This window comes from Shewanella sp. MBTL60-112-B2, assembly GCF_019655055.1.
Classification (GTDB): domain Bacteria; phylum Pseudomonadota; class Gammaproteobacteria; order Enterobacterales; family Shewanellaceae; genus Shewanella.
On sequence record NZ_BPFA01000006.1, the window covers coordinates 1 to 25,845 of the forward strand.

22 protein-coding genes and 1 other annotated feature are annotated in these 25,845 nt (G+C 43.3%); of the genes, 11 read left to right on the forward strand and 11 right to left on the reverse strand.

The genetic code is table 11. The features are described 5' to 3' along the window. The first annotated feature begins 337 nt into the window (after positions 1-337). From hcp to K5Q73_RS05070, 4 genes are all read left to right on the forward strand, one after another. Entirely contained in the window at positions 338-2,002 is a 1,665-nt protein-coding gene (hcp, locus tag K5Q73_RS05055) for a hydroxylamine reductase (RefSeq protein WP_220764439.1), read from the forward strand. 94 nt (positions 2,003-2,096) lie between these two features. Next, a complete protein-coding gene (locus tag K5Q73_RS05060) occupies positions 2,097-3,221 on the forward strand; it encodes a hybrid-cluster NAD(P)-dependent oxidoreductase (RefSeq protein WP_220764441.1) in 1,125 nt (374 codons plus the stop codon). 187 nt (positions 3,222-3,408) lie between these two features. Next, the gene (locus K5Q73_RS05065) at positions 3,409-3,747 is read left to right on the forward strand and encodes a hypothetical protein (RefSeq protein ID WP_220764443.1); all 339 of its coding nucleotides are present in this window, start codon (positions 3,409-3,411) and stop codon (positions 3,745-3,747) included. A gap of 61 nt (positions 3,748-3,808) precedes the next feature. Continuing rightward, a complete protein-coding gene (locus K5Q73_RS05070) occupies positions 3,809-5,095 on the forward strand; it encodes a sodium:proton antiporter (RefSeq protein WP_220764445.1) in 1,287 nt (428 codons plus the stop codon). Between the two features lie 73 nt (positions 5,096-5,168). Here K5Q73_RS05070 and K5Q73_RS05075 read toward each other — a convergent pair whose 3' ends face one another. Both K5Q73_RS05075 and hpf read right to left on the reverse strand, forming a co-directional pair. Beyond that, a complete protein-coding gene (locus K5Q73_RS05075) occupies positions 5,169-7,142 on the reverse strand; it encodes a chorismate mutase (protein WP_220764448.1) in 1,974 nt (657 codons plus the stop codon). 67 nt (positions 7,143-7,209) lie between these two features. Further along, positions 7,210-7,328, reverse strand: a sequence feature (Phe leader region). Between the two features lie 121 nt (positions 7,329-7,449). After that, on the reverse strand, positions 7,450-7,812 hold the full coding sequence (gene hpf, locus K5Q73_RS05080; protein ID WP_220764450.1) for a ribosome hibernation-promoting factor, HPF/YfiA family: 363 nt from the start codon (positions 7,810-7,812) through the stop codon (positions 7,450-7,452). Positions 7,813-8,122: 310 nt separating this feature from the next. Between hpf and K5Q73_RS05085 the strand changes: the two genes are divergently transcribed. After that, a complete protein-coding gene (locus K5Q73_RS05085; protein ID WP_220764459.1) occupies positions 8,123-8,815 on the forward strand; it encodes a cytochrome b/b6 domain-containing protein in 693 nt (230 codons plus the stop codon). Between the two features lie 74 nt (positions 8,816-8,889). Here K5Q73_RS05085 and K5Q73_RS05090 read toward each other — a convergent pair whose 3' ends face one another. After that, positions 8,890-9,351: a cytochrome c gene (locus K5Q73_RS05090; protein ID WP_220759659.1), complete on the reverse strand. Its 462-nt coding sequence runs from the start codon at positions 9,349-9,351 to the stop codon at positions 8,890-8,892. A 261-nt stretch (positions 9,352-9,612) separates the two neighbouring features. Between K5Q73_RS05090 and trpR the strand changes: the two genes are divergently transcribed. Beyond that, complete coding sequence (gene trpR / locus K5Q73_RS05095; RefSeq protein WP_220759662.1) at positions 9,613-9,888, forward strand: trp operon repressor; 276 nt, start codon at positions 9,613-9,615, stop codon at positions 9,886-9,888. 44 nt (positions 9,889-9,932) lie between these two features. Here trpR and K5Q73_RS05100 read toward each other — a convergent pair whose 3' ends face one another. Continuing rightward, positions 9,933-10,334, reverse strand: a complete 402-nt coding sequence (locus K5Q73_RS05100) for a hypothetical protein (protein WP_220759664.1) — start codon at positions 10,332-10,334, stop codon at positions 9,933-9,935. A 147-nt stretch (positions 10,335-10,481) separates the two neighbouring features. Next, positions 10,482-11,141, reverse strand: coding sequence for a peptidylprolyl isomerase (gene slyD, locus K5Q73_RS05105; protein ID WP_220759666.1), 660 nt, complete (start codon positions 11,139-11,141; stop codon positions 10,482-10,484). A gap of 714 nt (positions 11,142-11,855) precedes the next feature. Here slyD and thrA point away from each other — a divergent pair. The 4 genes from thrA (at position 11,856) to K5Q73_RS05125 (ending at position 17,111) form a co-directional block, all read left to right on the forward strand. Beyond that, entirely contained in the window at positions 11,856-14,321 is a 2,466-nt protein-coding gene (gene thrA, locus K5Q73_RS05110) for a bifunctional aspartate kinase/homoserine dehydrogenase I (RefSeq protein ID WP_220759668.1), read from the forward strand. Then, entirely contained in the window at positions 14,318-15,262 is a 945-nt protein-coding gene (thrB, locus tag K5Q73_RS05115; protein ID WP_220759670.1) for a homoserine kinase, read from the forward strand. Before thrA ends, thrB begins: the two co-directional genes overlap by 4 nt. 25 nt (positions 15,263-15,287) lie before the next feature. Then, complete coding sequence (thrC, locus tag K5Q73_RS05120; protein WP_220759671.1) at positions 15,288-16,574, forward strand: threonine synthase; 1,287 nt, start codon at positions 15,288-15,290, stop codon at positions 16,572-16,574. A gap of 261 nt (positions 16,575-16,835) precedes the next feature. Then, a complete protein-coding gene (locus tag K5Q73_RS05125) occupies positions 16,836-17,111 on the forward strand; it encodes a hypothetical protein (protein WP_220759911.1) in 276 nt (91 codons plus the stop codon). 15 nt (positions 17,112-17,126) lie between these two features. Here the strand turns inward: K5Q73_RS05125 and nfo are convergent, their stop codons facing one another. Beyond that, complete coding sequence (gene nfo / locus K5Q73_RS05130) at positions 17,127-17,981, reverse strand: deoxyribonuclease IV (RefSeq protein WP_220759673.1); 855 nt, start codon at positions 17,979-17,981, stop codon at positions 17,127-17,129. Between the two features lie 237 nt (positions 17,982-18,218). On the opposite strand from nfo, the gene K5Q73_RS05135 reads away from it, so the two are divergent. Further along, entirely contained in the window at positions 18,219-18,758 is a 540-nt protein-coding gene (locus K5Q73_RS05135; RefSeq protein ID WP_259650711.1) for a hemerythrin domain-containing protein, read from the forward strand. Positions 18,759-18,820: 62 nt separating this feature from the next. Here K5Q73_RS05135 and K5Q73_RS05140 read toward each other — a convergent pair whose 3' ends face one another. The 5 genes from K5Q73_RS05140 to K5Q73_RS05160 form a co-directional block, all read right to left on the reverse strand. After that, positions 18,821-19,006 carry a DUF3545 family protein gene (locus K5Q73_RS05140; RefSeq protein ID WP_012154330.1) on the reverse strand — a complete coding sequence of 62 codons (186 nt, stop codon included), beginning with the start codon at positions 19,004-19,006 and terminating at the stop codon, positions 18,821-18,823. Positions 19,007-19,243: 237 nt separating this feature from the next. Continuing rightward, a complete protein-coding gene (gene pgi, locus K5Q73_RS05145) occupies positions 19,244-20,881 on the reverse strand; it encodes a glucose-6-phosphate isomerase (RefSeq protein WP_220759677.1) in 1,638 nt (545 codons plus the stop codon). Positions 20,882-20,898: 17 nt separating this feature from the next. Then, on the reverse strand, positions 20,899-21,855 hold the full coding sequence (tal, locus tag K5Q73_RS05150) for a transaldolase (protein ID WP_220759679.1): 957 nt from the start codon (positions 21,853-21,855) through the stop codon (positions 20,899-20,901). 283 nt (positions 21,856-22,138) lie between these two features. Then, entirely contained in the window at positions 22,139-23,221 is a 1,083-nt protein-coding gene (locus K5Q73_RS05155) for an OmpA family protein (RefSeq protein WP_220759680.1), read from the reverse strand. A 235-nt stretch (positions 23,222-23,456) separates the two neighbouring features. Continuing rightward, positions 23,457-25,823: a phosphoketolase family protein gene (locus K5Q73_RS05160; RefSeq protein ID WP_220759682.1), complete on the reverse strand. Its 2,367-nt coding sequence runs from the start codon at positions 25,821-25,823 to the stop codon at positions 23,457-23,459. Positions 25,824-25,845 lie beyond the last annotated feature (22 nt).

The following is a 25,845-nucleotide window of genomic DNA, read 5'->3' on the forward strand; positions in this document are numbered from 1 at the left end:
GATAAAAGGCGCTTAGGCGCCTTTTTTGTATTTTCCTGTTGAAATCAGGTTACTGTTGATAATGGTTATCAGTACTCTATTGATTCTTCTCTGACAGGATGTTTTTAATCCTCCTTCGATTGAGTCTTTTTAAAAAGTTGCCTTAATATCTGAAAGTAGAGGCTTTATCCTATAGATGTGTTGGCATTTTTAGTCTTTATTAGTGAAATCTAAAAGTGATCTCTTTCATAGTTTTAGCCTTTAATCCTAGAAAGTCCTTTTGCAAATTCTCAAGAAGCGTAGACTAACCTCAAAACATGCAAATAAAATGCATGATTAAAATATAGGAGTTAGTGTCGTGTTTTGTATTCAATGTGAGCAAACAATTAGAACACCTGCGGGTAACGGCTGTAGCTATACCCAAGGTATGTGCGGTAAGTCATCTGATACTTCAGACTTACAAGATCTTCTTATCTATATCTTACAAGGCGTGTCTTCATATGCGGCACTGGCCCGTGAAGTGGGGATTATTGATCATGAGATTGATACCTTTGTGCCAAAGGCATTCTTCGCGACACTGACTAACGTGAACTTTGATGATGAACGTATTATCGCTTACACCACTCAAGCTGAAACGTTCCGTAATCGCTTAAAAGCAGCGTATGAAGCTAAGTGCAGCGAACTCAATATCGAAGCTAAGCCAATGAATGCGCCAATGCAGTTGGTACTTGGTGCAAGCAAGCCTGAAATGCTTTCTCAAGCACTTCAAGCTGTACCTAACCGTGGTAAAGATGAAGTTCATGAAGATATCATGGGTTTACGTTTACTTTGCTTATACGGCCTTAAAGGCGCTGCTGCCTATATGGAACACGCTCGCGTACTTGAGCAAACTAGCGACGAAGTTGCTGGTGAATTCCATGAGATCATGGCTTTCCTTGGTGAAGACTCAGTTGATGCCGATAAGTTATTTAATACTGCCATGCAGATTGGCCAGCTTAACTACCGCGTAATGGCAATGCTAGACGAGGGTGAAACTCACGCTTTTGGTCACCCAGAGCCAACTCAGGTCAATACCAAGTCTGTTAAAGGTAAGGCTATCTTAGTGTCAGGTCACGACATGAAAGATCTTGAGCTTATTCTTGAGCAAACAGAAGGTAAGGGCATTAACGTATACACTCACGGTGAAATGCTACCAGCTCTTGCTTATCCTGAACTTAAAAAGTATCCACACTTAGTGGGTAACTACGGCAGTGCATGGCAGAATCAGCAAAAAGAATTTGCCACATTCCCTGGCGCAGTGGTGATGACGTCTAACTGTATCATCGACCCAAATGTTGGTGACTACTCAGACCGTATCTTCACTCGTAGTATTGTTGGCTGGCCGGGTGTGACTCATCTAATAGGCGATGATTTTAGTGAAGTAATTGCTAAAGCTGAGTCTTTAGAAGGCTTTATCTATGATGAGATCCCCCATCTAATCACCATAGGTTTTGCTCGTAATGCGCTAATGGCTGCGGCACCAACTGTAATTGAAAATGTGAAGAGTGGTGCAATCAAGCATTTCTTCTTAGTTGGTGGTTGTGACGGTGATAAGCAAGAGCGTGGTTACTTTACTGATATTGCGACTCAAGCTCCAGCTGACTCAGTTATTCTGACTTTAGGTTGTGGTAAGTATAAGTTCAACAAACTTGAGTTTGGTGACATCAACGGTATCCCACGCCTATTGGATATTGGCCAGTGTAACGATGCTTACTCTGCTATTCAGCTTGCAATTGCGCTTTCTGAAGCATTCGAATGTGACATCAATGAACTACCGCTTACTTTAGTACTTTCTTGGTTTGAGCAAAAAGCGATTGTGGTACTGCTAACGCTATTGTCATTGGGTGTTAAAAACATCATGACAGGCCCAACAGCACCTGCATTCTTAACGGCTAATCTAGCTAAAGTGTTAGAAGAAAAGTTTGGTCTTCGTAACACAACTACAGTTGAAGCTGATTTAAACCGTGTATTGAATGTCGCGTAGCATTAACTGATTGGGTGAAAGTTAAGTCAAAAATGGTCACCTACGTGTGGCCATTTTTTAGTTCTAAGGTTTATGTGGGAAAGGTAGGTGTCGCATGAATGTAGCAATCAATAGTCAAATCTCTAAGCCGGATCCATTTTCGGCTCAGCAGTGGCAATCGGGTGAGCATCAGTTAGTTTGTGTGGAAAAGTGGAATGAAACTCACGATGTCATAAGTTTTCGATTTCAGGGCACAGAGCCTGTAAAGTTTCACTTCAAACCGGGGCAGTTTCTGACCCTGCTACTTGAAATTAACGGCGAGAAAATTGGCCGTAGTTATACCATTAGCTCATCCCCTTCACGGCCTTATTCGATTGTACTAACTATCAAGCGTATTGAAGGCGGGAAGGTTTCTAACTATTTAGCAGATAATCTTGAAGTCGGACATCTAGTGCGCGCTTTGGGACCTGATGGCGCATTTAACTTGGTAGATATCCCTGCTAAAAAATACCTGTTTTTAAGCGCTGGTTGCGGTATTACACCAATGTTTTCCATGTCGCGCTGGTTAACCGATACCGAAATGGGTCCCGATATAAGCTTCCTGCACAGTGCAAAGTCTAATAAAGATCTGATTTTTGAATCAACCATTGCACAAATGGCCGAGCGCAGTAGCGAATTCAAGCTTAACTATATTTTAGAAGAGCTTGGCATATTTGCTAATGTTGGAGTAAGCGGTAAGTTTACCGACAAACAAGCAGGGCGCTTAAATGCTGAAAATCTTGCACGCCTAGTACCAGACTTTAAAACTCGTACTGTGTTTGTCTGTGGTCCAGAGCCTTATATGAATGCCGTTAAAGCATTACTAGAATCGTTAGATTTTGATATGTCGCAGTTTCATCAAGAAAGCTTTGGCACCTTTAAAGGTGATAGTGCCGAGCTCGATGCTGCTATAGAGCAAGGTACAAACAATAGTGCCGATGCTAGCGGCTTTATGCTAAGTATTGGTGACAGAAACCGCACCTTGTCTGCTGGGCAAACACTGCTGGACGGCATTGAGGCGGAGGGCTTACCTATTATTGCTGCTTGTCGTTCAGGAGTATGCGGCGCGTGTAAGTGTAAGGTTGTCGATGGTGAAGTAGAGTCATCAAGTCTGATGGCATTAACAGCAGATGAAATAGCACAAGGGTACGTCCTTGCGTGTTCGACTAAGTTAAAGTCGGATGTGAGCTTAGAGCTTTAGCTGAGCGTTTAAGTCTTCATGGAATAACGGTGATTAAGTCGATTGCATGAAATCTTAAATAATCCAGATGTGAAAGTTGCGTTACAGACAATGAGAAAGTAAGGTTAAAGACAGCGCATGAAGGATTTGCGCCTGTCTTTTTATACCAAGTATGTTCCTCAGGTATTATTTCTCTATGGAGTGGCGCATGGCATCAACTTTACATTCTCAATCGCTAGCACTAGAAGATAGAAGCCTTGCTCATCTTTTGTATGGGCTTATGGCCTGTTTTCCGCTTTTTCTCGTTCCCGCAGGGCTTAGCCTACTTATTAATATCTACCAGCCGCAACAAGATCCAAATAGCACTATGGCAGTGCACTTACGTTGGCAGCGCTGGTCTATCATGGGTCTGTTTACCGTTTTTCTTGTTGGTTATCTAGCTAGTCAACAATGGCTTAGTACAACACTGTATGTTGCTGGTGCAGTATGGTTTTCTGGCCGTGTGTTTAAAGGTTGGTTAAGCCTCATTGAAGGCCGAAATCTTTAGTCAAATATATCTAACCCTACCTATCTAACCTAAATATTTAGAATCAGACTGAGACCTGCCTGTGACTAGTTACGAAATTCTTTGCCTGCTATCTGCACTTTCTTTAGTTATTTCACTTATCTCTTCTCGCTTACATCGTTGGCAGCAAACCATCACCATTACCGCCTTAGCTTTAGGGCTGAGCTTAATTATTTTAATTGCCGGTAAAATCTTTGGCGTCGAGCTCTACTCGACTTTGGTGACAGATCTCGAGCAGCTTGATTTTAAGGCCTTACTGCTTAACGGCATGTTAGGCTTTTTATTGTTTGCAGGTGCGCTGCAGATAAAGCTCAATGTGTTAAAGCAGCAGCGCTGGGAGATCTTTGTTCTAGCATTTGTTGGAACACTTATTTCTACTTTAGTTATTGGTGGTTTGCTATACCTGCTGTCTGGCTTTTTGGGATTACAGCTTAACTTTAGCTACTGCCTTTTGTTTGGGGCCTTGATCTCGCCAACCGATCCGATTGCTGTGCTGGCGATAATTAAGCAGCTAGGTGCGCCAGAAGATATCGCGATTCAAGTCGAAGGCGAATCACTGTTTAATGACGGCATCGGCTTAGTTATTTTCGTTGCCATATCTCAGGTGGCCTTCTCCACTGAACCGTTAACGTTTGCCGGTGTCAGTGGTTTATTTATTCGTGAGGCGTTAGGCGGATTGCTATATGGCGGGGTGTTAGCGGCGATGCTTCATGGCATGCTGCATTTATCCGAAGAACGTACTCAGTATTTATTAATGACACTGTTAGTGCCAAGCGCGGGGTACGTTGGTGCAGATATGCTTGGTGTCTCAGGCCCGTTAGCTATGGTGGCATCGGGAATTATTATTGGTAATGTCAGTGTACCTAAGTTACTTAAAGAGAGTGAGTGGGACCATCTCGATAGTTTTTGGCTGCTGATTGAGTCTTTCTTTAATTCATTATTGTTCTTACTGCTTGGCTTATTGTTACTACTGATCCATTTTGACGCCGAGCTATGGTGGTTCATGTTGTTGGCTGTGCCGATAGTTCTTATTGGCCGTATCATCAGTATTTATCTGCCTTATTTCGGATTCAGGCGCTTTAGACGCTATAACTCTTATGCAGAGAAGATATTAGTTTGGGGTGGGCTGCGTGGGGGCTTAGCACTGGCGATGGCGATGAGTTTACCTACGGGAGTATTGATTATACCTGGTAGTAATATCGATTTGCGTGAACTACTTATGGTGATGACGTATGCGGTAGTGGTGTTTTCTATACTCGTTCAAGGAACCACAATTCCAAGCTTAATTGATAAAAGTAACGCCGAGCATGCTGCTCAGCGTAAACCTTAATCTGCACTCATTCTCGCCAGCTCGCTATTACCTGCTCTCACTCATCTTTGTTGCAGGTAATGGAGAGCGTCGGCTAATGGTACAAGTTACCTAATACCGCTTTAACAAGCTCACCTGGCTGACCTTGAGCTGCAATATCTATCGCGCTTAGGTTTATCATGACACCATCACCTTTAAGCTGCTTAATGGCTTTAGCAAATGTAGCGAGCTGATCTGCATCAATGGCATAACTTGGATTAACAACAACGGGTAAGTGACTCAAGGCTTTTAGCTCAACCAATGCGGCCAAATCTAGCGATGGTTTACCTGAATTGTTCAATGTAGTCACGCCTGACTCACAAAGTATCAGCTGCTGATTACCTTGGCTGAGTACTTCTTCTGCGGCATTAAGCAGGTCATCTACACTTGCCATCGCATTACGTTCTAAAATCACAGGAACCAGCAAACTGCCTAGTTGGCTTAGTATGGCTTGGTTATACATTAAGTTGCCTGCAAGCATCACCACATCGGCAAATTGGATTGCCATACTTAAATCTGTTTCGTGCTCAATGGCTAACACACAAACTAGATTAAATTGGCTCAGGGCATGCTTAAATTTCTCTATCGAGCTAATAAGATCACTTTGTTGACTCAAGCCCTGAATAACAACCGCTTGGAATCCTGACTCTTTAAGCTCTTTTGCCATTTGTTCAAATTGCAGCAGATCAAGTGGCAACTGTACCTGAGCTATAGCGCCTAGATTCCCATCGCCGAGGCTTAGTTGGCCGCAAATCACTTGAGTAGATTCATTTTTATATTGCTTACTTACGCGCATCTGTTTACTCGGCGGCGTAGCGGCAACTGTGGTCGATTTAGACGTGTCAGGTTCTATCATCAATTGGCTATTACTTAGCTGAGTTGGTTTAACTGTTTCACATGGATAGCAGCCAAGCACCTTAATAAAACGAGTGGTTCTTTCTAACTCTTTTAATGCTGCTTGCATCGGCTCACTCGATAAGTTTGCATCGATATCGAGATAAAACATCTCTTCCCATGGTGTACCAGGAATTGGACGCGACTCGAGTTTGCTCATATTCAGGTTACGGGCTTTAAGTACCAGTAAGGCTTCAACCAGTGCGCCTGGTTTCTGCCCCGTAGCCATAATAAGTGTGCACTTAGCTGGAAGCTGAGACGGTACTTCGACTGCTTTTCTTGCTACAACTATAAAGCGGCTTTGGTTGATTTTTTGATTGGCAAGCCCACTTTCAACGGCTTCTAATTGATATAGAGCGCCACCTTCAGCGCTGCCGATTGCTGCTACGCTGTTATCATTGGCATTACAGACCATTTCCATTGCTTCGGCGCTGCTTGAGCAATATTCGAGTTTAAACTCGCCGTGTTGACTCAGGTAGCGACTGCACTGACTTATTGGCTGTGGGTGTGCGTAAACGGTTTTGATATCATTAATGGTGCTGCCACTATTTGCTAATAAACAATGGCCAACTTCGATAGTGGTTTCACCGACAATGGCAAGGCTGGTGTGCTGCAGCACATCATAAACTTCGTTGATTGAGCCTGATGATGTGTTTTCAATAGGTAGAAAACCATAATCAGCGTGTCCAGATTCGACGGCGGCAACGATTTCATCAAAACTTTGGCAGCCTAAATCTTGCATCTCTACTTGGCGTCTATCGCAATAACGACTCGCTGCGAGGTATGAATAAGAACCGCGAGCCCCTAAATAGGCAATGCAATATTGTTGCTGCTGAGTTTCAGGGTTTGCACGGCCATGCAAGTAGGCTTGTTGGTTAAGCACAGAGTCTTCGATAATGCTTTGATACAGAGATATTACGTAGTGAGCATCTAAACCTTGTTCACGGCCTTGTTTCACCAAGCGAGATAACAGCTCTTTTTCACGAATGGTATCGCGTATAGGCCTAACATCAACCTCTTTACTGCGGGCGACATCTAAACTTAATTCTCGGCGCTTAGCAAGCAGAGCCAGTAGTTCATTGTCGAGACTAGTGATCTGCTCTCGAGTGTGGTTTAAGGGTTGTGGTTTACTCATCTTAGCCTCTGAATCTATTTCTAATATCCGTAGCAACAAGCTTCAAGTGAAAGCTTGTCCTTGCTGATATAAAAAAGCCTCCCATGTGGGAGGCTTTGGAATTTTCACTTTCGTTTTTACACCGAAATTCCGCCTCCAGGAGTGGGGGATATAAAAAAGAAAGTAAAAAATGCAGTATGGATTTTGTTCATGCAATTAAAACTAAAGGTGGGGGGCTTGAGTGTCAATCAAAACTTGGTGTAATTGAGTTTTTTGCATTAAAAAGCGCACCCGAGGGTGCGCTTTGCGTGTAAATTTAACAATGATATCAAGCTGCGTATTCCTCCTCTAAGTTGTCATCAAAGTCGTCATCAATGGCATCATCTTCTACTTTAAGTGCTGCGTGACGTTGACTTTCTGGTTTATGAGTCAGGCGATTTAGCTGTTTCTCCAGCTTTTGTCCCATTGCATTAATTGCTGCGTAAAGGTCGTCGTGTTTCGCCTGGGCAAATAATTTGGCACTTGGAATGCCTACAGAAGCTTCAATTTTAAAACCTTGCTTCTCCTGCTCAATAATAACGTGTGGATTAATTAGCTGCACATCGTGTCTTGCTAACTTATTTAATCTGGTCTCAATACGTTCGCGGATAGATTCAGTAACTTCAAAGTGCTTGCTAGTAATCTTTATCATATTTCGAACCTTTTGTTGTTTCCTTGAGTTCAGATTACCAATCTCAGGCAGGAAAGTCGTGATCTAAATCACATTTTATTGGCTCTTTTAAACTGTTCGGCTTTTATTTGATCACTTAGACAAATATAGCCAATAACTGGCCAAATTTCCTTGAAAATCGGTAAAAAGCAGGTCATATTGGATTGGATAAGTCCTACCTTATTTAGCACTTCCAACAAAAAAGTGTGTGTAAATAACCCCATAGCTCTTCTTTATTTCCCGCTTTATAATGTGCCCGTAAACTAAAATTAATTACTAAGAGTGGCTAAACATGGAACAAGATCTAGTCAAAGTTAAAGTGTGGGATATTCCAACAAGGGTTTTCCATTGGGGAATGCTGTGCTTGCTTGGTGGATTATGGTGGACAGCAGATGCTGGAGAAATGGAATGGCATCAGATTTTAGCCTATATGTTGATGGTATTGATTGGTGTCAGACTAGTTTGGGGATTCATAGGCAGTGACACTGCGAAGTTTAGCCACTTTGTTCGTTCGCCAAAAACGGTTTTGAACTACCTTGGTAAAACGAAGCGCGAGGGGATTTCAACATCGCTTGGTCATAACCCTGTTGGTGGCTATATGGTCGTCGCTTTAATTACCCTTGTATGTGTGCAATTGGGCACTGGATTATTTGCCACTGATGATATTTTTACTGAAGGCCCGCTTTATGGGCTAGTCAGCTCTGATACCGCTAGCTGGCTTACATGGTTACATAAGAAGAATTTTGATTTGATTTTAATCCTAGCGGCAATACACGTATTAGCAGTTGGGGTGCATATGATCAAAGGTGATAAAATCCTTGGGGCTATGTTTAGCGGTTATAAGAAGTTACCTGAGTCAAAGGTCGTTGCTGTAAACGCTGATGAACTCGCCTTTGCTTCTGTGATTAAAGCTGTTGTTATTGCGGCAGTGATTGGCGTATTGGTTGTGAATTACTTAATGCTACCTGTGATTGATATGCTTTAATCAAGGTATAGAATCTACAATTTAAAAAGCCTGTTTAATTAAACAGGCTTTTTTGTGTTTGGCGCAAAGATAAATTAGTCTTTCTTATATACGTCGTGACAGCCTTTACAGCTCTTACCTGTATTACCAAAAGCTTTCTTAATCTCTTTTTTATCACCTTTGCTAGCAACAGTTGCTAAAATGGCTGCATTCTCTTGGAAGGTTTTCATCTTAGCGTCAAAATCAGCTTTGTCACTCCAGATTTTTGCCAATGCTTCAGTATCGCCTTTATCTGAACCAGCAACAAATCCTTCAAGAGGCAGCTTTGACAGCGCAGCTACATTTTCTGCACGCATAGCAAATACTTCTGCATTGTATTCTTTCTTGCCTTTTAACATGGCGCCCATATCACCAAAGTTATAAGCAATCATGCTGAAAGCTGATTGGCGGTAATGCACTGCATCTTCAGCTTTTTTAAAGTTATTAGCTTGCACACTTGTGGCCAAAGTAGCTGTTGCAAGTAGTGCGCTAAGGCTCATTATCAATGTCTTTTTCATATTAAATCTCACGTTTTTATTATGTAGTGTGAACTTTGTCGGCTCATTGTAGCTAAATTTATCCTACTGACTCCAATCGTTTTTTACTTTAGTTACGCTTAGTTACAAATGACTGTTTTAGCAGCTTGCTTAAGGCAAAGCTAATAAGGTTGGGAAATGTGTAAGCTAGACCAGATTCTTGCTACACTACCGTAATGACGCACTAGTACGTGACTATACTTGTACGTTATGGGTTTATTGTAGCTGTAAACAGGAGTTGAAATGCGTGCAGAGTGGGATTCAGTTTTAGAGAAAGTCTTATTACAGCAAGAGCGACAGAATTTAATCGTATTATTTGAGCTATTGCTTACAGAAGAAGAGCGCAGTGCCGTGGCGGGGCGGTTAAAGGTTTTTCAGACATTATTACAAGGTGAAATGAGTCAACGGCAAATTGCTCAAGAATATCAGATAAGTATCGCGACGATTACTCGTTGCTCCAACTATCTGAAGCACATGAGTTTGCAGCAAAGAGAAGGTATTAAGCAGTTAATCTTATAAAGGTTAACTGCTCAAATTATACTCTATAAAGATGACGTGCTCTGTTATCGACTCGGCAGGTTAGTTATATCTTGTATCAACTGTGCGGTGACAGTTTTGTGTTTGCGGTACATCGCGCGGCTGATAACAATGTATAGCGCATAGCTTATTAATACCATGCTAAACACTGGAGCTAATTTTGAGTCGAGCTTTAACAGTAATAGCGCAGTGAGTATGTATATGTACGGCATGTGTTCGTAAATAAATGCTGGTAACAGCCCTTTTCGTCGGCGCTTTTTAGGATCGGTACGACGGTTACTCGAGCGTAATGCATAGACTCGACTTCCCATGAGAAATAATAAAATTGAGAATACCTGGGCATAGGTTTGCTCAAGCATCATGACACTTATGCTGCCGATAGCTAAATAAGTGTAGGGCAGGGCTTCGTAAACGGGTTTAGATAGCATTTGCAGTTCCTTTGCAAAAAAGAATACCGAGCAGCTCCGCTGCTGATTAGCATTGTTCGTTAACGCCTGCAGTTTAGATTAAAAAAAAGCCCGCTTCACTTTAATCAGTGAAACGGGCTTAAATTCATTCTAAAGAACTAGAAGGATCTAGTGTCTGCAGCCACAGCCGCCGTTACCGTCACAGCCTTCTTTAGCTTCTTTTGTTTCATCGTCACTGCAGCAACCGCCTTCGTGTCCGTGATCGTGTTCACCACCACAACAACCGCCTTCCTGTCCGTGATCGTGTCCACCGCCACAACAGCCGCCTTCATGAGAGTGACCATGACTACCACATCCGCCGCCATGAGCGTGGATATGACCGTGAGCGATCTCTTCTTCTGTAGCTGCGCGAACTTCAAGTACTTCAACATTGAAGGCTAGAGATTGGCCTGCAAGAGGATGGTTACCGTCAACAACAACAACATCGTCTTTAACTTCGGTAACTTGAACTGGGCGCTGACCCATTTCAGTTTCAGCAATAAAGCGCATGCCAGGAACGATATCTTCGATGTCGCCAAATGCAGAAATAGGCACTTCTTGACGAAGACCGTCATGGTAAGCACCGTAACCTTGCTCTGCATCAACGGTTACATCAAGGATGTCACCTTGTACTTTGCCTTCAAGCGCAGCTTCTAAACCAGGGATCATGTTTTCTGCACCATGCAGATAGATCATTGGCTCGCCTTCAAAAGAACTTTCTACAAGCTGACCTTTCGCATCTGATAATCGGTAATGGATGCTAACAGCACATTTTTCGGTGATTTTCATATTGGCTCCAATCGGAAATTTGCGCGCATTCTAGCCTGCTTTAACGGGATTTGCGATAGAGTGAATCCACTTCTGCTACCTAAGCCACATCTTTAATTTCGATAAACCGTGTTGAGTCGGACAAGTTTTGTTCTCTACATCTGTTTTTTATTGTTAACTGGCAAATTAATCCACCTAAATGATTAAGCTAAAACGGGCTGTTTTTTTGAGTGAATTTGTTAAGAAAACCGGTTTGGTAGTCGTTTTGATATGAGCCTATACTCATAGCCAAATACCCTGTTGGTAATGACTTGCTTTAGGTTTTTATCTATTTAATATCATTTGGTTATAAGTTTTTAGTGATTTAGTTTACGTAAACGTAACTTGGTTTTCATCCTGTTTCTGGCTCGATGACTGATTATAAATAGGTATTTATGAGTGCTTTGGCTTGGGATTTTGCTTGTAAGCTCATTATTAACAATAAACTTGTATTTAGGGGTTGACACTCGCGGGTGAAAAAGGCAATTCTGTTAGTACACAAATTATTCCATTTGGATAACTACAATTTTTTATGTTTAGCCAAGTTTTAATGATCACCACCATTATTACAACCACCACGATTACGAACGTGGGGGCGGGCTAAGCACAACCTGATATTAGTAAAATATCAAGCCCGCTCCCCCAAAAGGAGCGGGCTTTTTTGTTTCTTAGGTGGCGCGGTAAAAGGAGTTTTTGATGAAAGTTATGAAGTTTGGTGGTACCTCGCTTGCTAATTGGCAGCGTTTTAAAGGCGCTGCAGAGATTGTTAACCAGTCAGCAAAACTAGAACCAACTGCAGTGGTTCTGTCCGCGCCTGCGACGGTCACAAATGGCCTAATTGAGATGGTTGAGGTTGCTATCAATGGTGGCGATTACCGTGCCGTGTTAGCCAATGTTGAGAAGGTGTTTGACGATTTGTATGGTGCAGCTGCGGTAAGTTTAAACCCGGAGCAAAACGCACTTTTACTCGAAAAGCTCAAGCAACAGCTTGGCTTTTGGCAGAGTAAGCTTGAAGGGATGAGTTTACTGGGTGAGTGCCCTGAAAGTGTTGAAGCGCAGATTTTGGTTGGCGGAGAGAAGCTGTCTTCTGCATTAATGGTCGAGGTCATAAAATCCTTTAACCATAGTGCTGAACTATTACTACCTGAGTCTTTATTATTAGGTTATGGGCCGCGTCTTGAGTCTGCAGTGGATATTGAAGCCAGTAAACTCCGCTTTAACGCTGTGGATTTATTAGCAGCAAGGGTTTGGGTAATGCCAGGTTTTACTGCCGGCGATGCCCAAGGCAATATCGTGACACTAGGGCGTAACGGCTCTGATTATTCAGCAGCGGTATTATCGGCTTGTATTGGTGCAAGTTGTTGTGAGATCTGGACCGATGTCGATGGGGTCTACAATACGGACCCAAGAGTCGTTGCCGACGCAAAACTGCTATCCCAGCTGAGTTATCAAGAAGCGATGGAAGTTTCATATTTTGGGGCTAAGGTTTTACACCCTAAGACTGTGGCACCCATCGCTCAGTATCATATTCCTTGTTATATCCGTAATACCTTCAACCCTGAAGCAGTGGGAACGCTAGTATCGGATCAACCAGATGAAACAGGTCTGCATGTAAAAGCGATTTCCAATCTCGATGACCAAACAATGTTTGATGTGTCAGGCCCAGGCATGAAGGGAATGGTCGGCATGGCGAGTCGCACACTCGGCGCCATTTCTCGCTCGGGAGTTTCGGTATCTTTAATCACCCAGAGCTCATCTGAATATAGCATCAGTTTTTGTGTTGCCACTGAAGATGCGATTAAGGCTAAGTTTGCTCTAGAGCAGGAGTTTGAGCTTGAGCTAAAAAGTGAGATTTTAGAGCCTGTCGAGATGCGTCATAACTTAGCGATTGTATCCTTGATTGGCGATGGTATGCGCACTCATAAAGGCGTAGCGGCAAAATTTTTCCAAGCGCTTGCTCAGGCAACGGTTAATATTGTTGCGATTGCCCAGGGCTCTTCAGAGCGTTCAATTTCTGCGGTTGTTGAGCAGCGTAAGACTAAGCATGCAATCTCTGCCTGCCATCAATCATTCTTTGATGTGCAGCACTATCTCGATGTGTTCCTAGTGGGTTGCGGCAACGTGGGTGCAGGCTTGCTTGAGCAAATAAAGCTGCAACGCAGCATGTTAAAAGAGCAGCATATTGCTATTCGCGTCTGCGGCATCGTTAACTCTAAAAGAATGTTGTTAGATGCTCAGGGTGTCGACTTAGCCAACTGGCAAGGGTTATTGGCCGATTGTGAGCAAGAGGTCGATCTTGATGGCATGCTAAAATGGGCAAAAGAGCAGCAATTACTTAACCCTGTGCTGGTGGATTGCACCTCGAGTGAACTTGTTTCAAATAAATATCTAGATGTGATGAACGCTGGCCTACACGTAGTGACGCCTAATAAGAAGGCTAACACTCGTGATATGGCTTATTACCAAGACTTAAGAGCAACAGCCCTTAAGCAGCGTCGTCAGTTTCTGTACGAAACAACGGTCGGCGCCGGTTTACCGGTAATCGACAACTTGAAGAAGCTACTGTTTGCGGGTGATAAATTGCTACGTTTTAACGGTATCTTATCGGGAAGCCTGTCTTATATTTTCGGCATGCTAGATGAGGGGATGACACTGTCTCAAGCAACTTCAATTGCTAGAGATAAGTGCTTCACAGAGCCAGACCCTCGTGATGATTTAAGCGGTATGGATGTTGCTCGTAAGGTGCTAATTCTTGCGAGAGAAGTCGGAATGCAGCTTGAACTTAGTGATATTAAAGTCGAGTCTGTGCTGCCTGAGTCATTTGACGCCTCAGGTGATGTTGAGCAGTTTATGGCTAATTTACCTGCATTAGACTCTGCTGTGGCTCAACGTATCGAAGCGGCCAAGGCGCAAGGCAAGGTACTGCGTTATGTCGGCCAGATTGATGATGAAGGCTGTAAAGTTAAGATTGCCGAAGTCGATGCAAGTGATCCGCTATACAGTGTTAAAGGTGGTGAGAATGCATTGGCCTTTTATAGCCGCTACTATCAGCCAATCCCATTTGTGCTCAGAGGCTATGGCGCTGGCACTGACGTTACTGCAGCGGGGGCATTTGCCGATATATTACGTACTTTAAATTGGACTCGTGAGGTGGGTGTATGAGCGTAACCATTTATGCTCCAGCGTCTATGGGCAACGTAGGCGTAGGTTTTGACTTACTCGGTGCAGCTTTAGCCCCTATCGATGGCAGTTTGCTAGGTGACAGGGTAACCGTTGAACCTGCCGAGCATGGGCTGTCACTGGTTTTGCAAGGCCACTGGGCGAGCAAGCTGCCACAAGATGAGCGAGAAAATATTGTTTATCAATGTGCAGAGTTTTTCTTAAGTCATCTCGGTAAAGATGTGGGCCTTAAGTTGACCCTTGAGAAGAACTTGCCCGTAGGCAGTGGACTCGGCTCTAGTGCTAGTTCAGTTGTTGCCGCATTGGCGGCCTTGAACGACTTCTTCTATAAGCCATTCTCAGAGCAAGCTTTGTTACGTTTAATGGGCGAATTTGAAGGCAAGATCAGTGGATCAATTCATTATGATAATGTCGCACCTTGTTACTTAGGTGGTATGCAGCTGATGCTAGATACCCCGAAAACAGTTTGTGAAGCGATCCCAGATTTTAAACAGTGGTACTGGGTCGTGGCGTACCCTGGAATTTCCTTATCGACCTCTAGAATGCGTCAGTTGATGCCAAGCGAGTTTGATAAACAGACAACCATTGATTTTGGGCGTTACTTAAGTGCATTTGTGCATGCTTCATATAAGCAAGATGCAGAGCTTGCGATTGCAGTATTAAAAGATGTGCTGGCCGAGCCTTATCGCGCCGCGGAAATTCCAAATTATCAAAAGGCGAAGGCAGCATTGGCCGAATTTGGCATGCTAACGACAGGGATCTCAGGCAGCGGGCCAACATTATTTAGCATTACCGATGATCTTGATGTGGCTAAACAAGCACAGCAATGGCTGGATGCGAACTATGTTGAGCCTGGCAAAGGCTTCTCTCATATATGCAGAATAGATAACCAAGGGACTCGTCGAGTCGATGAAGCCTCTTAACAAACAGAATTTTAAGGAAGTTGTCATGGAGTTGTATAACCTAAAGCATCCATCTCAGGTGGTGAGTTTTACACAAGCGGTTAAGTTAGGGCTTGGAAAAGATAGAGGCTTATTTTTCCCAAAAGCCATCCCGGAGCTACAGGATGTGGATAGCTTATTGGCATTGCCATTCGTAGAGAGAAGTAAAAGAGTCATCGGCGCTTGGTTAGCTTCAGAGCTTGGTCAGGATACCGTCGATAGATTGGTAGAGCGTGCATTCAACTTTGAGCTTCCCTTAGTGCAAGCGGATAGTCATCTTTATAGCCTTGAGCTATTTCACGGGCCAACCCTTGCCTTTAAAGACTTTGGCGCACGTTTTATGGCGCAGTGTTTAAATGAATTGGCAAAGTCGGAAAAGATTAACATCTTGACTGCTACTTCTGGTGATACGGGGGCGGCGGTGGCAGATGCTTTTTATGGCTTAGATAATATCAATGTAGTGGTCTTATATCCTAAAGGGAAGATAAGCGTACTGCAGGAAAAGATGTTCACCACTTTAGGCAATAATATTCACACGGTAGCGGTAGAGTCAGACTTTGATGCCTGCCAAAGCTTAGTGAAGCAATCTTTTGAAGATCTTGATATTCGAGACGGCTTGCATCTTAACTCGGCAAACTCAATCAATATTAGTCGCTTACTGGCTCAGATCTGTTATTACTTCGAGGCGGTAGCTCAATTTAAACAGCATAATGAAGGCGAGCCTGTTATTGCGGTACCAAGTGGAAACTTCGGTAATCTTACAGCGGGTCTATTTGCTAAGGCGATGGGGCTACCTGTAAAACGTTTTGTGGCAGCAACGAACAGCAACGACACTGTACCTCGCTATTTAGGCAGTGGCGACTGGCTGCCAGAAGCCACTGTTGCCACTATCTCTAATGCAATGGATGTAGCTGAACCAAGCAATTGGCCGCGTGTTGAGGCAATAGTCGAGGCGAAGGGCTGGTCATTGACAGATATCGTTGGTCTAGGAGTCTCTGAGGCTGATACTGCAGAGTCAGTAAAAGCCTTGAACAGTGCCGGATATTTGTCTGAGCCTCATGCGGCAATTGCTGCCCTAGCATTAAAGCAAACAATGTCTGCAGATGAAAAAGGCATTTTCTTAGCTACAGCGCACCCTGCAAAATTTAATGAAGTCGTGGAAGATATTCTGGCTATAGACTTAACTCTACCAGAGCCTTTGGCTCGAGTTGTACCAAAGCAAATTTTATCGGCGCAGCTACCAGCAGATTTTGGTTTATTAAAGCAGCATCTTTTTAAAGTACTAGCAGCTTAAAATGTCGATGTTACTTAGAAAGGGGAGCTGTTAAGGCTTCCCTTTTTTTGTTGGTCAATTGTGTGTGTTCATTTAAATGTACACATGTGTTTTCTTATGGCTTTAATAGGTTTAACGCTTAACCTTAATCATTAACACTTGATACCGAATGTGCCGTCCAAACCTAATGCAGTGTGATGTATATCACTATTCTTGTCTGGGAATTTTTATATCTTGCGCCGCAGATTTTAAAAGGCGGGAGTCATTGTGTTACGTTTTGTCATGGGTATTGTATTAGTAAGCCTATTAAGTGGCTGTGCAACAGAAGATTTTGAGCTGTATCATCGAATTAACGAGGCCTATGACTTTGAGGTGACACATTGCGATAGCTTTGCGATGGTAACAGGCTTTGGCCGTGGTGATAATGCACTAGCCGATGCTAGATTAAGTGCCATTAAACAGGGAGAGGAGCTTAAAGGCACTCATATCGTATGGTTGCAATCTGATTTAGGTGAACCAACAAAAGTGGTCGCAGTGATCTATAAGTGTTTGCTCTAGTCCGTTAGCGCTGCCTTACTGTTTTGCAAGGTAGCGTAACCAATTAATCTCCTCTTGCCAGATCTCTGGTCGCACAGTTTCTAAAATAAGCGGGATCCCCTTTACCGCCTCTAACTTCATTAGGCTGGCAAACGCTTCTTGGCCTATTTCCCCTTGACCTAAAGACTCATGGCGGTCGACTCGGCTGTTGAGCGGCGTCTTACTGTCATTAAGGTGCATGGCTTTCAGGTATTGGTTACCGACGATTTTATCGAATAGCTCAAAAGTCTGCTCACAGCTGGCTTGAGTTCGAATATCATAGCCTGCAGCAAATAGGTGGCAGGTATCGATACAAACACCAACTCTCGATTTATCCTCAACCCCATCGATAATCTGCGCCAGTTGCTCAAAGCTATGGCCAAGGTTTGAGCCTTGACCTGCAGTATTTTCGATTACAGCAGTTACAGTAGATGTACGCTCCAAGGCTAAATTAATCGACTCGCTAATATTGGCTAAACAGTCATCGATTGGTATTTTTCGCAGATGGCTACCGGGATGAAAATTAAGTAGCTTTAGTCCAATCTCTTCACAGCGCTGCATCTCATCATAAAAGGCTTCTCGTGACTTACCCCGTAACTCAGGATCTGGGTGGCCAAGGTTTATAAGGTAGCTGTCATGGGGCAAAATAGCCTCAAAAGCAATGCCGGATTCGACGCAGTGCTGCTGAAATAGTGCTACCTGCTTAGGATCTAATGGGGCAGCTTGCCATCTACGTTGGTTCTTGGTGAATAGGGCAAAGGCATTTGCGCCAATTGCTGCAGCGTTAAGAGGCGCATTTGCTATGCCTCCAGCTGCACTGACATGTGCTCCAATTAGGTGAGGGGCATGCATCTTTGTGATTCCTTGTTGAGCCTAGGTTTGTTCTTTGACTATTATGCCATGCAAGATCTCCCTGTAGTTGCCATATTTATTTTTAGTTAGCCCTATCGATACAAGTTATTGTTAGTTAATCCAAAATTAGTTGATCTCTATCATTCATTTCATAGTAACGGGCTTGTTATGCTGGGCGTTATTTATACAGTTTACTAATATAGAAGATAGTGGGTGCGAATTAGGATGGAGATGACTATGCTAGCGAGACTCATGCACGACCATAAGCATATTGCTATTTTGCTTAAGGTTTTAAAGGCTAAATATACTAAGCTGGCCGCAGGTGAAGCGATAAACTATAACGTGGTACGAGATATAGTGGAATATATGCAAAGTTACGCTGAGCATAGCCACCATCCATTAGAAGAAATTATCTCAGAGTTTTATTGGAACAAGCTTGGCCGGTCACATATTAATGAAAAGCTGACTTCTGAGCACTTAAAATTAGGCGAAGCTTCTAGCTCCCTTATGGCGACGTTGAACCTGATTTTAAATGATATTGTGGTATCGAAAGAGCAGCTAGTTGCTGATTTAGAAAGTTATGTTCTGCTGCAGCAATCACATATGGAATACGAGGAGTCAACTGTATTCCCTAAGTGGAATACAGTCATTACCGATGAAGACTGGAAGAAAGTATCGACACTGTGTGACGCCCGTTTAATTGAAGACCCTTTGTTTAATGAAAACGATAAAGCGTTATTTGAAGAGCTAAGGGAATACTTGGATACGGCAGATTAGTAAATCGTAACTTGTTTGGTAAAACTAAAAAAGAGCGCTGAGGCGCTCTTTTTGTTTTGTTATCACATCAGGAGGGTGTCAAGCTCGCCACTGAAATTGTTATCCATTTCTTGAAGTTCCTTAAGTAAGCGGTGCTTCTCTTTTAGAGCTTCAATTTCACGCCACTTCCGCTTTTTATTGGAGCTTCTTGAGCGGCTTGGCTTCTCTACTATACTATCTAGCGCACTACCATAATCGAGTCGATTCATGGCAACCTCCTGTTTTTTATTTTGTCTTCAATTTAATAGCATGATTTTTGTTCATGTTGCAACTAAAATGTTTCAAAAATGTTAAATCAGGGTGAAGTTTTAATGTTTTAGTTTTAGCTCGTGGTGGATGAATGTGGATGTATTTCAAGTTGTGGTGGAATACTCCGCTGTGAAAAAACAAAAAAGCCAGTAGAAACTGGCTTTTTGTCAGGCGTGGAAGGCTTGTACTGATTGCTATTAAATATTGCCCTGTTTAAACAGGTTAATTAAACCATTGCTCGATGAGTCGAGCTCTTTGGCTTCAATTTCTGCGACTAGACGTTCTAGCACATCATTACCAAGCTGCTTACCTAACTCAACACCCCACTGATCGAAAGAGTTTATTTGCCAGATAGCGCCTTGAACAAAGGTTCTGTGCTCATAAAGGGCAATAAGTGAACCTAAGGTAGACGGAGTTAGCTTGTCCATCAAGATAGTGTTGCTTGGTTTATTACCCGGCATCACTTTATGCTTAGCAATAAGCTGCTTTTGCTCTTCACCGAGATCGCTTTGATTAAGCTCGGCTAATGCCTCATCGAATGTTCTGCCCTGCATCAATGCTTGGGTTTGTCCAAAGCAATTTGAAGCAAGTTGTACATGATGTTCACCCACAGGGTTGTGGCTATTTAGCGGCATGATAAAGTCAGCAGGGATAAGTGCAGTACCTTGATGCAGTAGCTGGTGGTATGCATGTTGGCCGTTGGTGCCTTCGCCTCCCCAAATAATAGGACCTGTGCTGTAATCAACATCAGTACCGTTTAGGGTGACAGATTTACCGTTACTTTCCATATCGAGTTGTTGGAAGTAAGCAGGTAGTCCTCTTAAGTAATGATCATAAGTCAACACAACATGTGACTGAGCATTAAAGAAGTTACCGTACCATAGAGAGAACATCCCCATAATTACCGGCATATTGCTTTCTAATGGGGTATTGGCAAAGTGCTCATCCATCTCATGGGCACCAGCTAATAACTCGCGAAAGTTATCCATGCCGATAAGCAATGCAATAGGTAAACCAATAGCAGACCATAATGAGTAGCGGCCACCAACCCAGTCCCACATTGGGAAGATGTTGCTGGCGTCGATACCAAACTCAGTTGCTTTAGCAACATTAGAGCTTACCGCAACAAAGTGTTTAGCTACATCAGATTGCGATGCACCTTGGCTTAAAAACCACTCTTTTGCCGTTAGCGTATTAGTGAGGGTTTCTTGCGTACCAAAAGACTTAGAAGACATCACAAACAGAGTTGTTTCTGGATTGAGTCCTTTAAGTTTTTCTGTGATAGAAGTACCGTCAACGTTTGCTACAAAGTGGCAGTTTAACTCTCCGGTCCAATATGGACGTAGAGCTTGAGAAACGATTTTAGGGCCTAAGAAGGAGCCGCCAATACCTATACTAACAACGTCGGTAATAGTTTTACCGGTATAACCTTTCCACTGACCAGAAGTCAGCGACTCGACGAACTCACCCATTTTTGCCAATGTTTGCTGAACTTCGGCAACAATATTATTGCCATCAACATTAATGACTTTGTCAGCAGGGGTACGCAGAGCCGTGTGCAATACCGCACGTTGTTCTGTGTTGTTGATTGCCTGTCCAGCAAACATCGCCTTAATCTTCGATTCAAGCTGAGAGTCTTTGGCTAAATTAAACAGTAATGACATTGTCTCTTGTGAAGCACGGTTTTTAGAGAAATCTAAAAATAGGCCACATGCTTGAGTCGACATATTACTGAAGCGTTCAGGTTCAGAAGAAAAGAGTTCGCGCATATGAGGAAGGACTTTACTGTGCTTCTCAAGTGCTTGCCAGCTAGCTTGTTGAGTGAGTTCTGTCATTGTCTTGTCCTATTCCGTTAAGACGAAAGCTTTTCTTTAAGCATAACTTCAAGCTTACCCTGATCGATAGCGAAGTTACGAATACCCTCGGCTAGCTTCTCAACTGCCATAGGATCTTCGTTGAACTCCCAACGGAACTGGGCTTCAGTCATGCTCGCTTCAGGTGCAACCACTTCGGTTGCTGCAAGTAGCTTTTGGACGATAGGGGTGCTGCTATTTTGTAACTCTTCTAGAAGTGCTGGGCCGATGGTAAGGCGGTCACAACCTGCAAGTTCAATTATCTCGCCTGTGTTACGGAAGCTTGCGCCCATAACAACAGTATTAAAACCATGACGTTTGTAGTAGTCGTAGATACTCGTTACTGATACGACACCTGGGTCTTCAGCGGCGCTATATTCAAGACCTGTATCTTTCTTGTACCAGTCAAGGATACGACCAACGAAAGGAGAAATTAGGTAAACCCCAGCTTCTGCACATGCACGTGCCTGAGCGAAGCTAAATAGCAAGGTTAAGTTACAGTTAATCCCTTCTTGCTCAAGTTGCTTAGCAGCACAAATGCCTTCCCAAGTAGACGCTAACTTAATAAGGATACGAGACTTGTCGATCCCTGCGGCCTGGTAAAGATTAATCAGCTTGTGCGCTTTGGCGATTGAGCCTTCTTTATCGAATGAAAGACGGGCATCGACTTCAGTTGAAATGCGACCTGGAACAATTTTTAAGATCTCAAGACCAATATTGACGGCAAGTTTATCACCGGCATCTTCAATCTGTTGCGCTAATACGTCACTTTGGCCTTTGGCCCATTCGATGGCGTTTTCGATTAATGCACTGTACTCAGGGATTTCAGATGCTTTTAAAATAAGAGAGGGGTTGGTCGTGGCGTCTTCTGGCTGGTAGCGTTTTATGGCTTCAATATCGCCAGTATCGGCAACAATTGTAGTGAAAGCTTTAAGTTGTTCTAATGTGTTGGCCATGTGTATCACATCCTTACTCTAGGAACTGCATCGATTGGACAATTAATTTAGCAGCTATTAAAAGCCATTTTAATGAACATTCCAACTATATATGAAAAAAAATTACACAAAAGTTGCAAAAAATCATTTTAAGCGTGTTTTTTGGTAATCTAAGTACAAGATTCTGCTAAAAATTGTTGTTGGGTAAAAGTTTAATCAAGAAGTATAGCGTTTTTATGAAGGCATAAAATTAAAAAGGCTCACGGTTGTGATAACCGTGAGCCTTTACTATCGAGTGTTGACTTTATTTAAGCACTGGAGTGACAGCTATATCTGTAACATGTGCTTCTATACGACGGTTTGCAGCGTTAGCTTCTGCAGAATTGCCTTCCATTAACGGCCTTGTTATACCGTAACCTTTAGTTGAAACTCTGCCCGGTTCAATACCGTATTCGTTAATAAGAACCTCTGCAACCCCGATTGCACGGCGTTCAGAAAGATCCATATTGTAGTCGGCTTTACCAGTATTAGAGGCGTAACCTGAAATCGTCACCGTAGAGTTAGGGTGCTGTCTCATATACGTAGCTAACTCAGTCATAGCACCATATGAAGACTTCTCTACTTTATCGGAGTTATTAGCAAACTTAGCTGCAATATCAAGCTGCGTCTCTACTTCTAGGTAGATAGGACAACCGTTCTCATCAACCTTATACTCAAATGGCGTATTTGGACACTGATCCATATCGTCGTTGACACCATCATTGTCTGAGTCTAGTACTGGAACAACAGGCTTAGCTTTACTACCAAAGCGATAGCTTAGCTCAAGACCCCAGTAGTTACTTTCCATCTCTAGGGTTTTCCACTTATCTTCGTCAAGGTTCTCATAGCGACGATATTTGGCTTGCAGCTTTAGGTTGTCAGTAATGTTGTAACCAATACCTGCACCAACGTAAGGCGCTACACCGTTATCGCTATAGTATTCGCTACCGTAATTCTTATTGTTAGAGATCACGTAGTTGAAGGCACCCGCTTCAGCAGACAGACTCCAATCACCCGCGAATGGCCAAAATGCTACCAGGCCAAGGTTCATGCCTTTGGCGCCGACATCATTTAGCTTGTTAGAGTAGTCAACCCATTCAGCGCGGCCTAGATCACGATAACCTAGCTCAGCGCCAAAGTAGTCATTAAATAAATAACCTGCGAATACGTCCCATGCATATGGGTCGTCCTTACCACAGCTCTTCATGGTTTTTTGGTCACAATTGGGTTCGTAGTTATTGATGCCGACACCGCCACCTACATACCAGGGGCTCATGCCATCAGCTGCGCTAGCAGCAAAAGGTAACATCGAAGTAAGCAGAACTGCTTTTAGAGTGTTGTTCATCATTCAAAATCCTTATGTGTTATGAAAACTTTCTCCGACTGCCTTTATTAAATATAAGCAGCGCTAGCGCTTATTACGGAGCTCCCTTTATGTTTTAGCTAGCTGACACTATTATCTGCTGTAAATGTAATATTTTCCACTTCGATTGTTAATTTTTATGGATAATTCAAGTTGCAAAAAAGGGCGCTTTAAAAAGCGCCCTAAAATTAACAGTGAAATAAGCTTCCAAATGAGGCTATTATCGGGTCCAGACCCAGTTCTCAATGCTTTCAGGGTCAACCCCGTTAGCTTTGATGTAATTTCTGTGGTCGACTAAGCGCTGCAGCATGTCTGTGGTGATAGCTACATGCTGAGTTTCATCAATAACGCTCTGCTGGAATAGCTTGTAAGCCATGTCAATAACCAAGTGATAACGTGAAGTACCGTTACGTACGCCCATATCAAATGGTGTTGTCGTTGAACCTTCCTCTTCATAACCTTTGATTCTGAAGCGCTTACTGCCTTTATAGTCAAACACAAGTTTCTTAATAGTGTTTGGATAGCCGTGGTAGTTAAATACCACGCCTTTATCAGCGGTAAAGACTTCATCCATTAACCAAGGTTTACTTTGGAACTCTAAGCTACCGAGGCCACTACTTGTTAGCTCTGTAACGCTCACGAAACGAATTCTAACTCGTGGTAAGAGCTCACGAATGAGTACCAATGCAGCCATTGCTTCTTGCGTGACGTAGTCACCACAACCGACAAGCACTACATCTGGATTTTCATCTGAAGCAAAATCCCAAACCATGACTCCGTCTTTAGCTTGTGTGCGGGCTTCATCGAGCGTTAGCCATTGTGGCAGATCTTTCTTACCAGCAACTAAGATGTTTAACTTGTCACGGTCGGCATAGGCGCGCTCGGTATAAACCAATGTGCTGTTACCATCAGCGGGTAAATAAGCTGAAATGATCTTAGGGTGTTTCTCTAGCATCGCACCGAGGAAGGATGGATTTTGATGTGAGTAACCGTTGTGATCTTGACGCTCAAGTAGCGATGACAATACTACGTTGCAAGCTGGTACCGGTTTACGGAAGTGAACTCCTTGGCTAGCGTAAACGTATTTACAGTATTGGTCGGCCATTGATGAGACAACTTGTGAGAAGGCCTCATAAGTTGGGAACATCGCATGGCGTCCCGTTACTGTGTAGCCATGTAGCATACCGAACAGTAGATTTTCAGATAGTAGCTCGATGACTCGGCCATCACGGGACATGTCTTCATCCCAGCTTTCGATAGGCCACTGCCATGCTCGGCTTGTTTCTTCAAACACAGCTTGTAGTTGGTTTGAATAGGTTTCATCTGGGCAGAAAATACGTAGATTGCGTTGGTCGCGGTTGAGCTTGAATGCATCACGCATCCATTCACCCATCTTAAACATAGATAAGCCACGATGACCGCGTGGAGTTTCAGGGCCGTAGGCAAGCTTTTCAAGATCGGGGTTGGCTAAAGCTCTAACCACTTCACCACCGTAACTTAAATGTTGGCGGCCACAAGTGAGTTCTTTAGGTGGTAGAAGAGACTGAATGTCTTCATCGAAGATCAACTCACCTTTATCGTTGATACTATATAGCTCGCTGAACTTATAGCTGGCTAACCAAGTATTAAGCGCATCTAGGTGACCTTTATCACTGGCACACTTATTAACGATAACTTGGTGGGATTCACAGTTACCTTCTAATTTCTTGCCATTAAACTCAGCAGTACCAGTCCAGCCTTTTGCCGTACGCATCAAAATCACTGGCCAGCGTGGTTTAACAATGTCTTCGCCTGCACGAGCTCGGGTCTGGATGTCATTGATCATTTCATATGACTTATCCATGGCCGCAGCCATTTGTACGTAGACGTCTTCTTCGAGCTGATCATCCACAATAATTGGGTAATAGCCTAAGCCTCTAAACTCAAGATCGAGTTCTTCATGGCTCATACGACCCATACGAGTTGGGCCAGAGATCTTATAGCCATTAATATGTACGATAGGTAGTACTGCACCATTGTTCTTTGGTGAAACAAGGCGGTTAGCGTACCAAGATGCTGCTAGCGGCCCTGTTTCAGATTCGCCGTCACCAATTAAACAGGCAGCGATAAGATCGGGATTATCTAACACGGCGCCCCAAGCAACAGAGAGCGAATAACCTAATTCCCCTCCCTCTAGAATTTGACCAGGAGCTTCAGGGTTTGCATGAGAAGGATAGCCATAGGCCGCTGAGAACTTCTGGCAAATATCGGTAATACCGTCTTCATTATATGGAATGGTGTCTGGGTAGAAATGGCTCAAGGAGCCTTCCATAAACAGGTTTGCTTGAACGGCAGGGAAACCATGGCCTGGGCCAACCAAGTAAACGAAGGAGCGGTTGTGCTTTGTGATAAGTCTATTGACGTTAGCATAAACAAAGTTGATACCTGGACATGTTCCCCAGTGGCCAAGTAGTCTAGGCTTGATATCGGTATGTTCGAGTGCGCGTTTATGCAGCACGTTTTTCTTTAAGTAAATTTGTGATGTCGCTAGAAAGTTAGTTGCTCGAACAAACTTCTTTAGTGCGACAATTTCTTGCTGATGTGCCATAAATATCCCCATTTACGTAATC

Bases quoted from the DNA above. Each gene is read 5' to 3' on its own strand.
- K5Q73_RS05135 (WP_259650711.1), top strand. From the start codon at position 18,219: ATGCTAGCGAGACTCATGCACGACCATAAGCATATTGCTATTTTGCTT.
- K5Q73_RS05100 (WP_220759664.1), bottom strand. From the start codon at position 10,334: ATGCTATCTAAACCCGTTTACGAAGCCCTGCCCTACACTTATTTAGCT.
- K5Q73_RS05125 (WP_220759911.1), top strand. From the start codon at position 16,836: ATGGGTATTGTATTAGTAAGCCTATTAAGTGGCTGTGCAACAGAAGAT.
- K5Q73_RS05060 (WP_220764441.1), top strand. From the start codon at position 2,097: ATGAATGTAGCAATCAATAGTCAAATCTCTAAGCCGGATCCATTTTCG.
- K5Q73_RS05140 (WP_012154330.1), bottom strand. From the start codon at position 19,006: ATGAATCGACTCGATTATGGTAGTGCGCTAGATAGTATAGTAGAGAAG.
- thrB (WP_220759670.1), top strand. From the start codon at position 14,318: ATGAGCGTAACCATTTATGCTCCAGCGTCTATGGGCAACGTAGGCGTA.
- thrA (WP_220759668.1), top strand. From the start codon at position 11,856: ATGAAAGTTATGAAGTTTGGTGGTACCTCGCTTGCTAATTGGCAGCGT.
- K5Q73_RS05075 (WP_220764448.1), bottom strand. From the start codon at position 7,142: ATGAGTAAACCACAACCCTTAAACCACACTCGAGAGCAGATCACTAGT.
- slyD (WP_220759666.1), bottom strand. From the start codon at position 11,141: ATGAAAATCACCGAAAAATGTGCTGTTAGCATCCATTACCGATTATCA.
- K5Q73_RS05160 (WP_220759682.1), bottom strand. From the start codon at position 25,823: ATGGCACATCAGCAAGAAATTGTCGCACTAAAGAAGTTTGTTCGAGCA.
- K5Q73_RS05155 (WP_220759680.1), bottom strand. From the start codon at position 23,221: ATGATGAACAACACTCTAAAAGCAGTTCTGCTTACTTCGATGTTACCT.
- tal (WP_220759679.1), bottom strand. From the start codon at position 21,855: ATGGCCAACACATTAGAACAACTTAAAGCTTTCACTACAATTGTTGCC.
- K5Q73_RS05085 (WP_220764459.1), top strand. From the start codon at position 8,123: ATGGAACAAGATCTAGTCAAAGTTAAAGTGTGGGATATTCCAACAAGG.
- K5Q73_RS05065 (WP_220764443.1), top strand. From the start codon at position 3,409: ATGGCATCAACTTTACATTCTCAATCGCTAGCACTAGAAGATAGAAGC.
- trpR (WP_220759662.1), top strand. From the start codon at position 9,613: ATGCGTGCAGAGTGGGATTCAGTTTTAGAGAAAGTCTTATTACAGCAA.
- K5Q73_RS05090 (WP_220759659.1), bottom strand. From the start codon at position 9,351: ATGAAAAAGACATTGATAATGAGCCTTAGCGCACTACTTGCAACAGCT.
- nfo (WP_220759673.1), bottom strand. From the start codon at position 17,981: ATGCATGCCCCTCACCTAATTGGAGCACATGTCAGTGCAGCTGGAGGC.
- hpf (WP_220764450.1), bottom strand. From the start codon at position 7,812: ATGATAAAGATTACTAGCAAGCACTTTGAAGTTACTGAATCTATCCGC.
- pgi (WP_220759677.1), bottom strand. From the start codon at position 20,881: ATGACAGAACTCACTCAACAAGCTAGCTGGCAAGCACTTGAGAAGCAC.
- thrC (WP_220759671.1), top strand. From the start codon at position 15,288: ATGGAGTTGTATAACCTAAAGCATCCATCTCAGGTGGTGAGTTTTACA.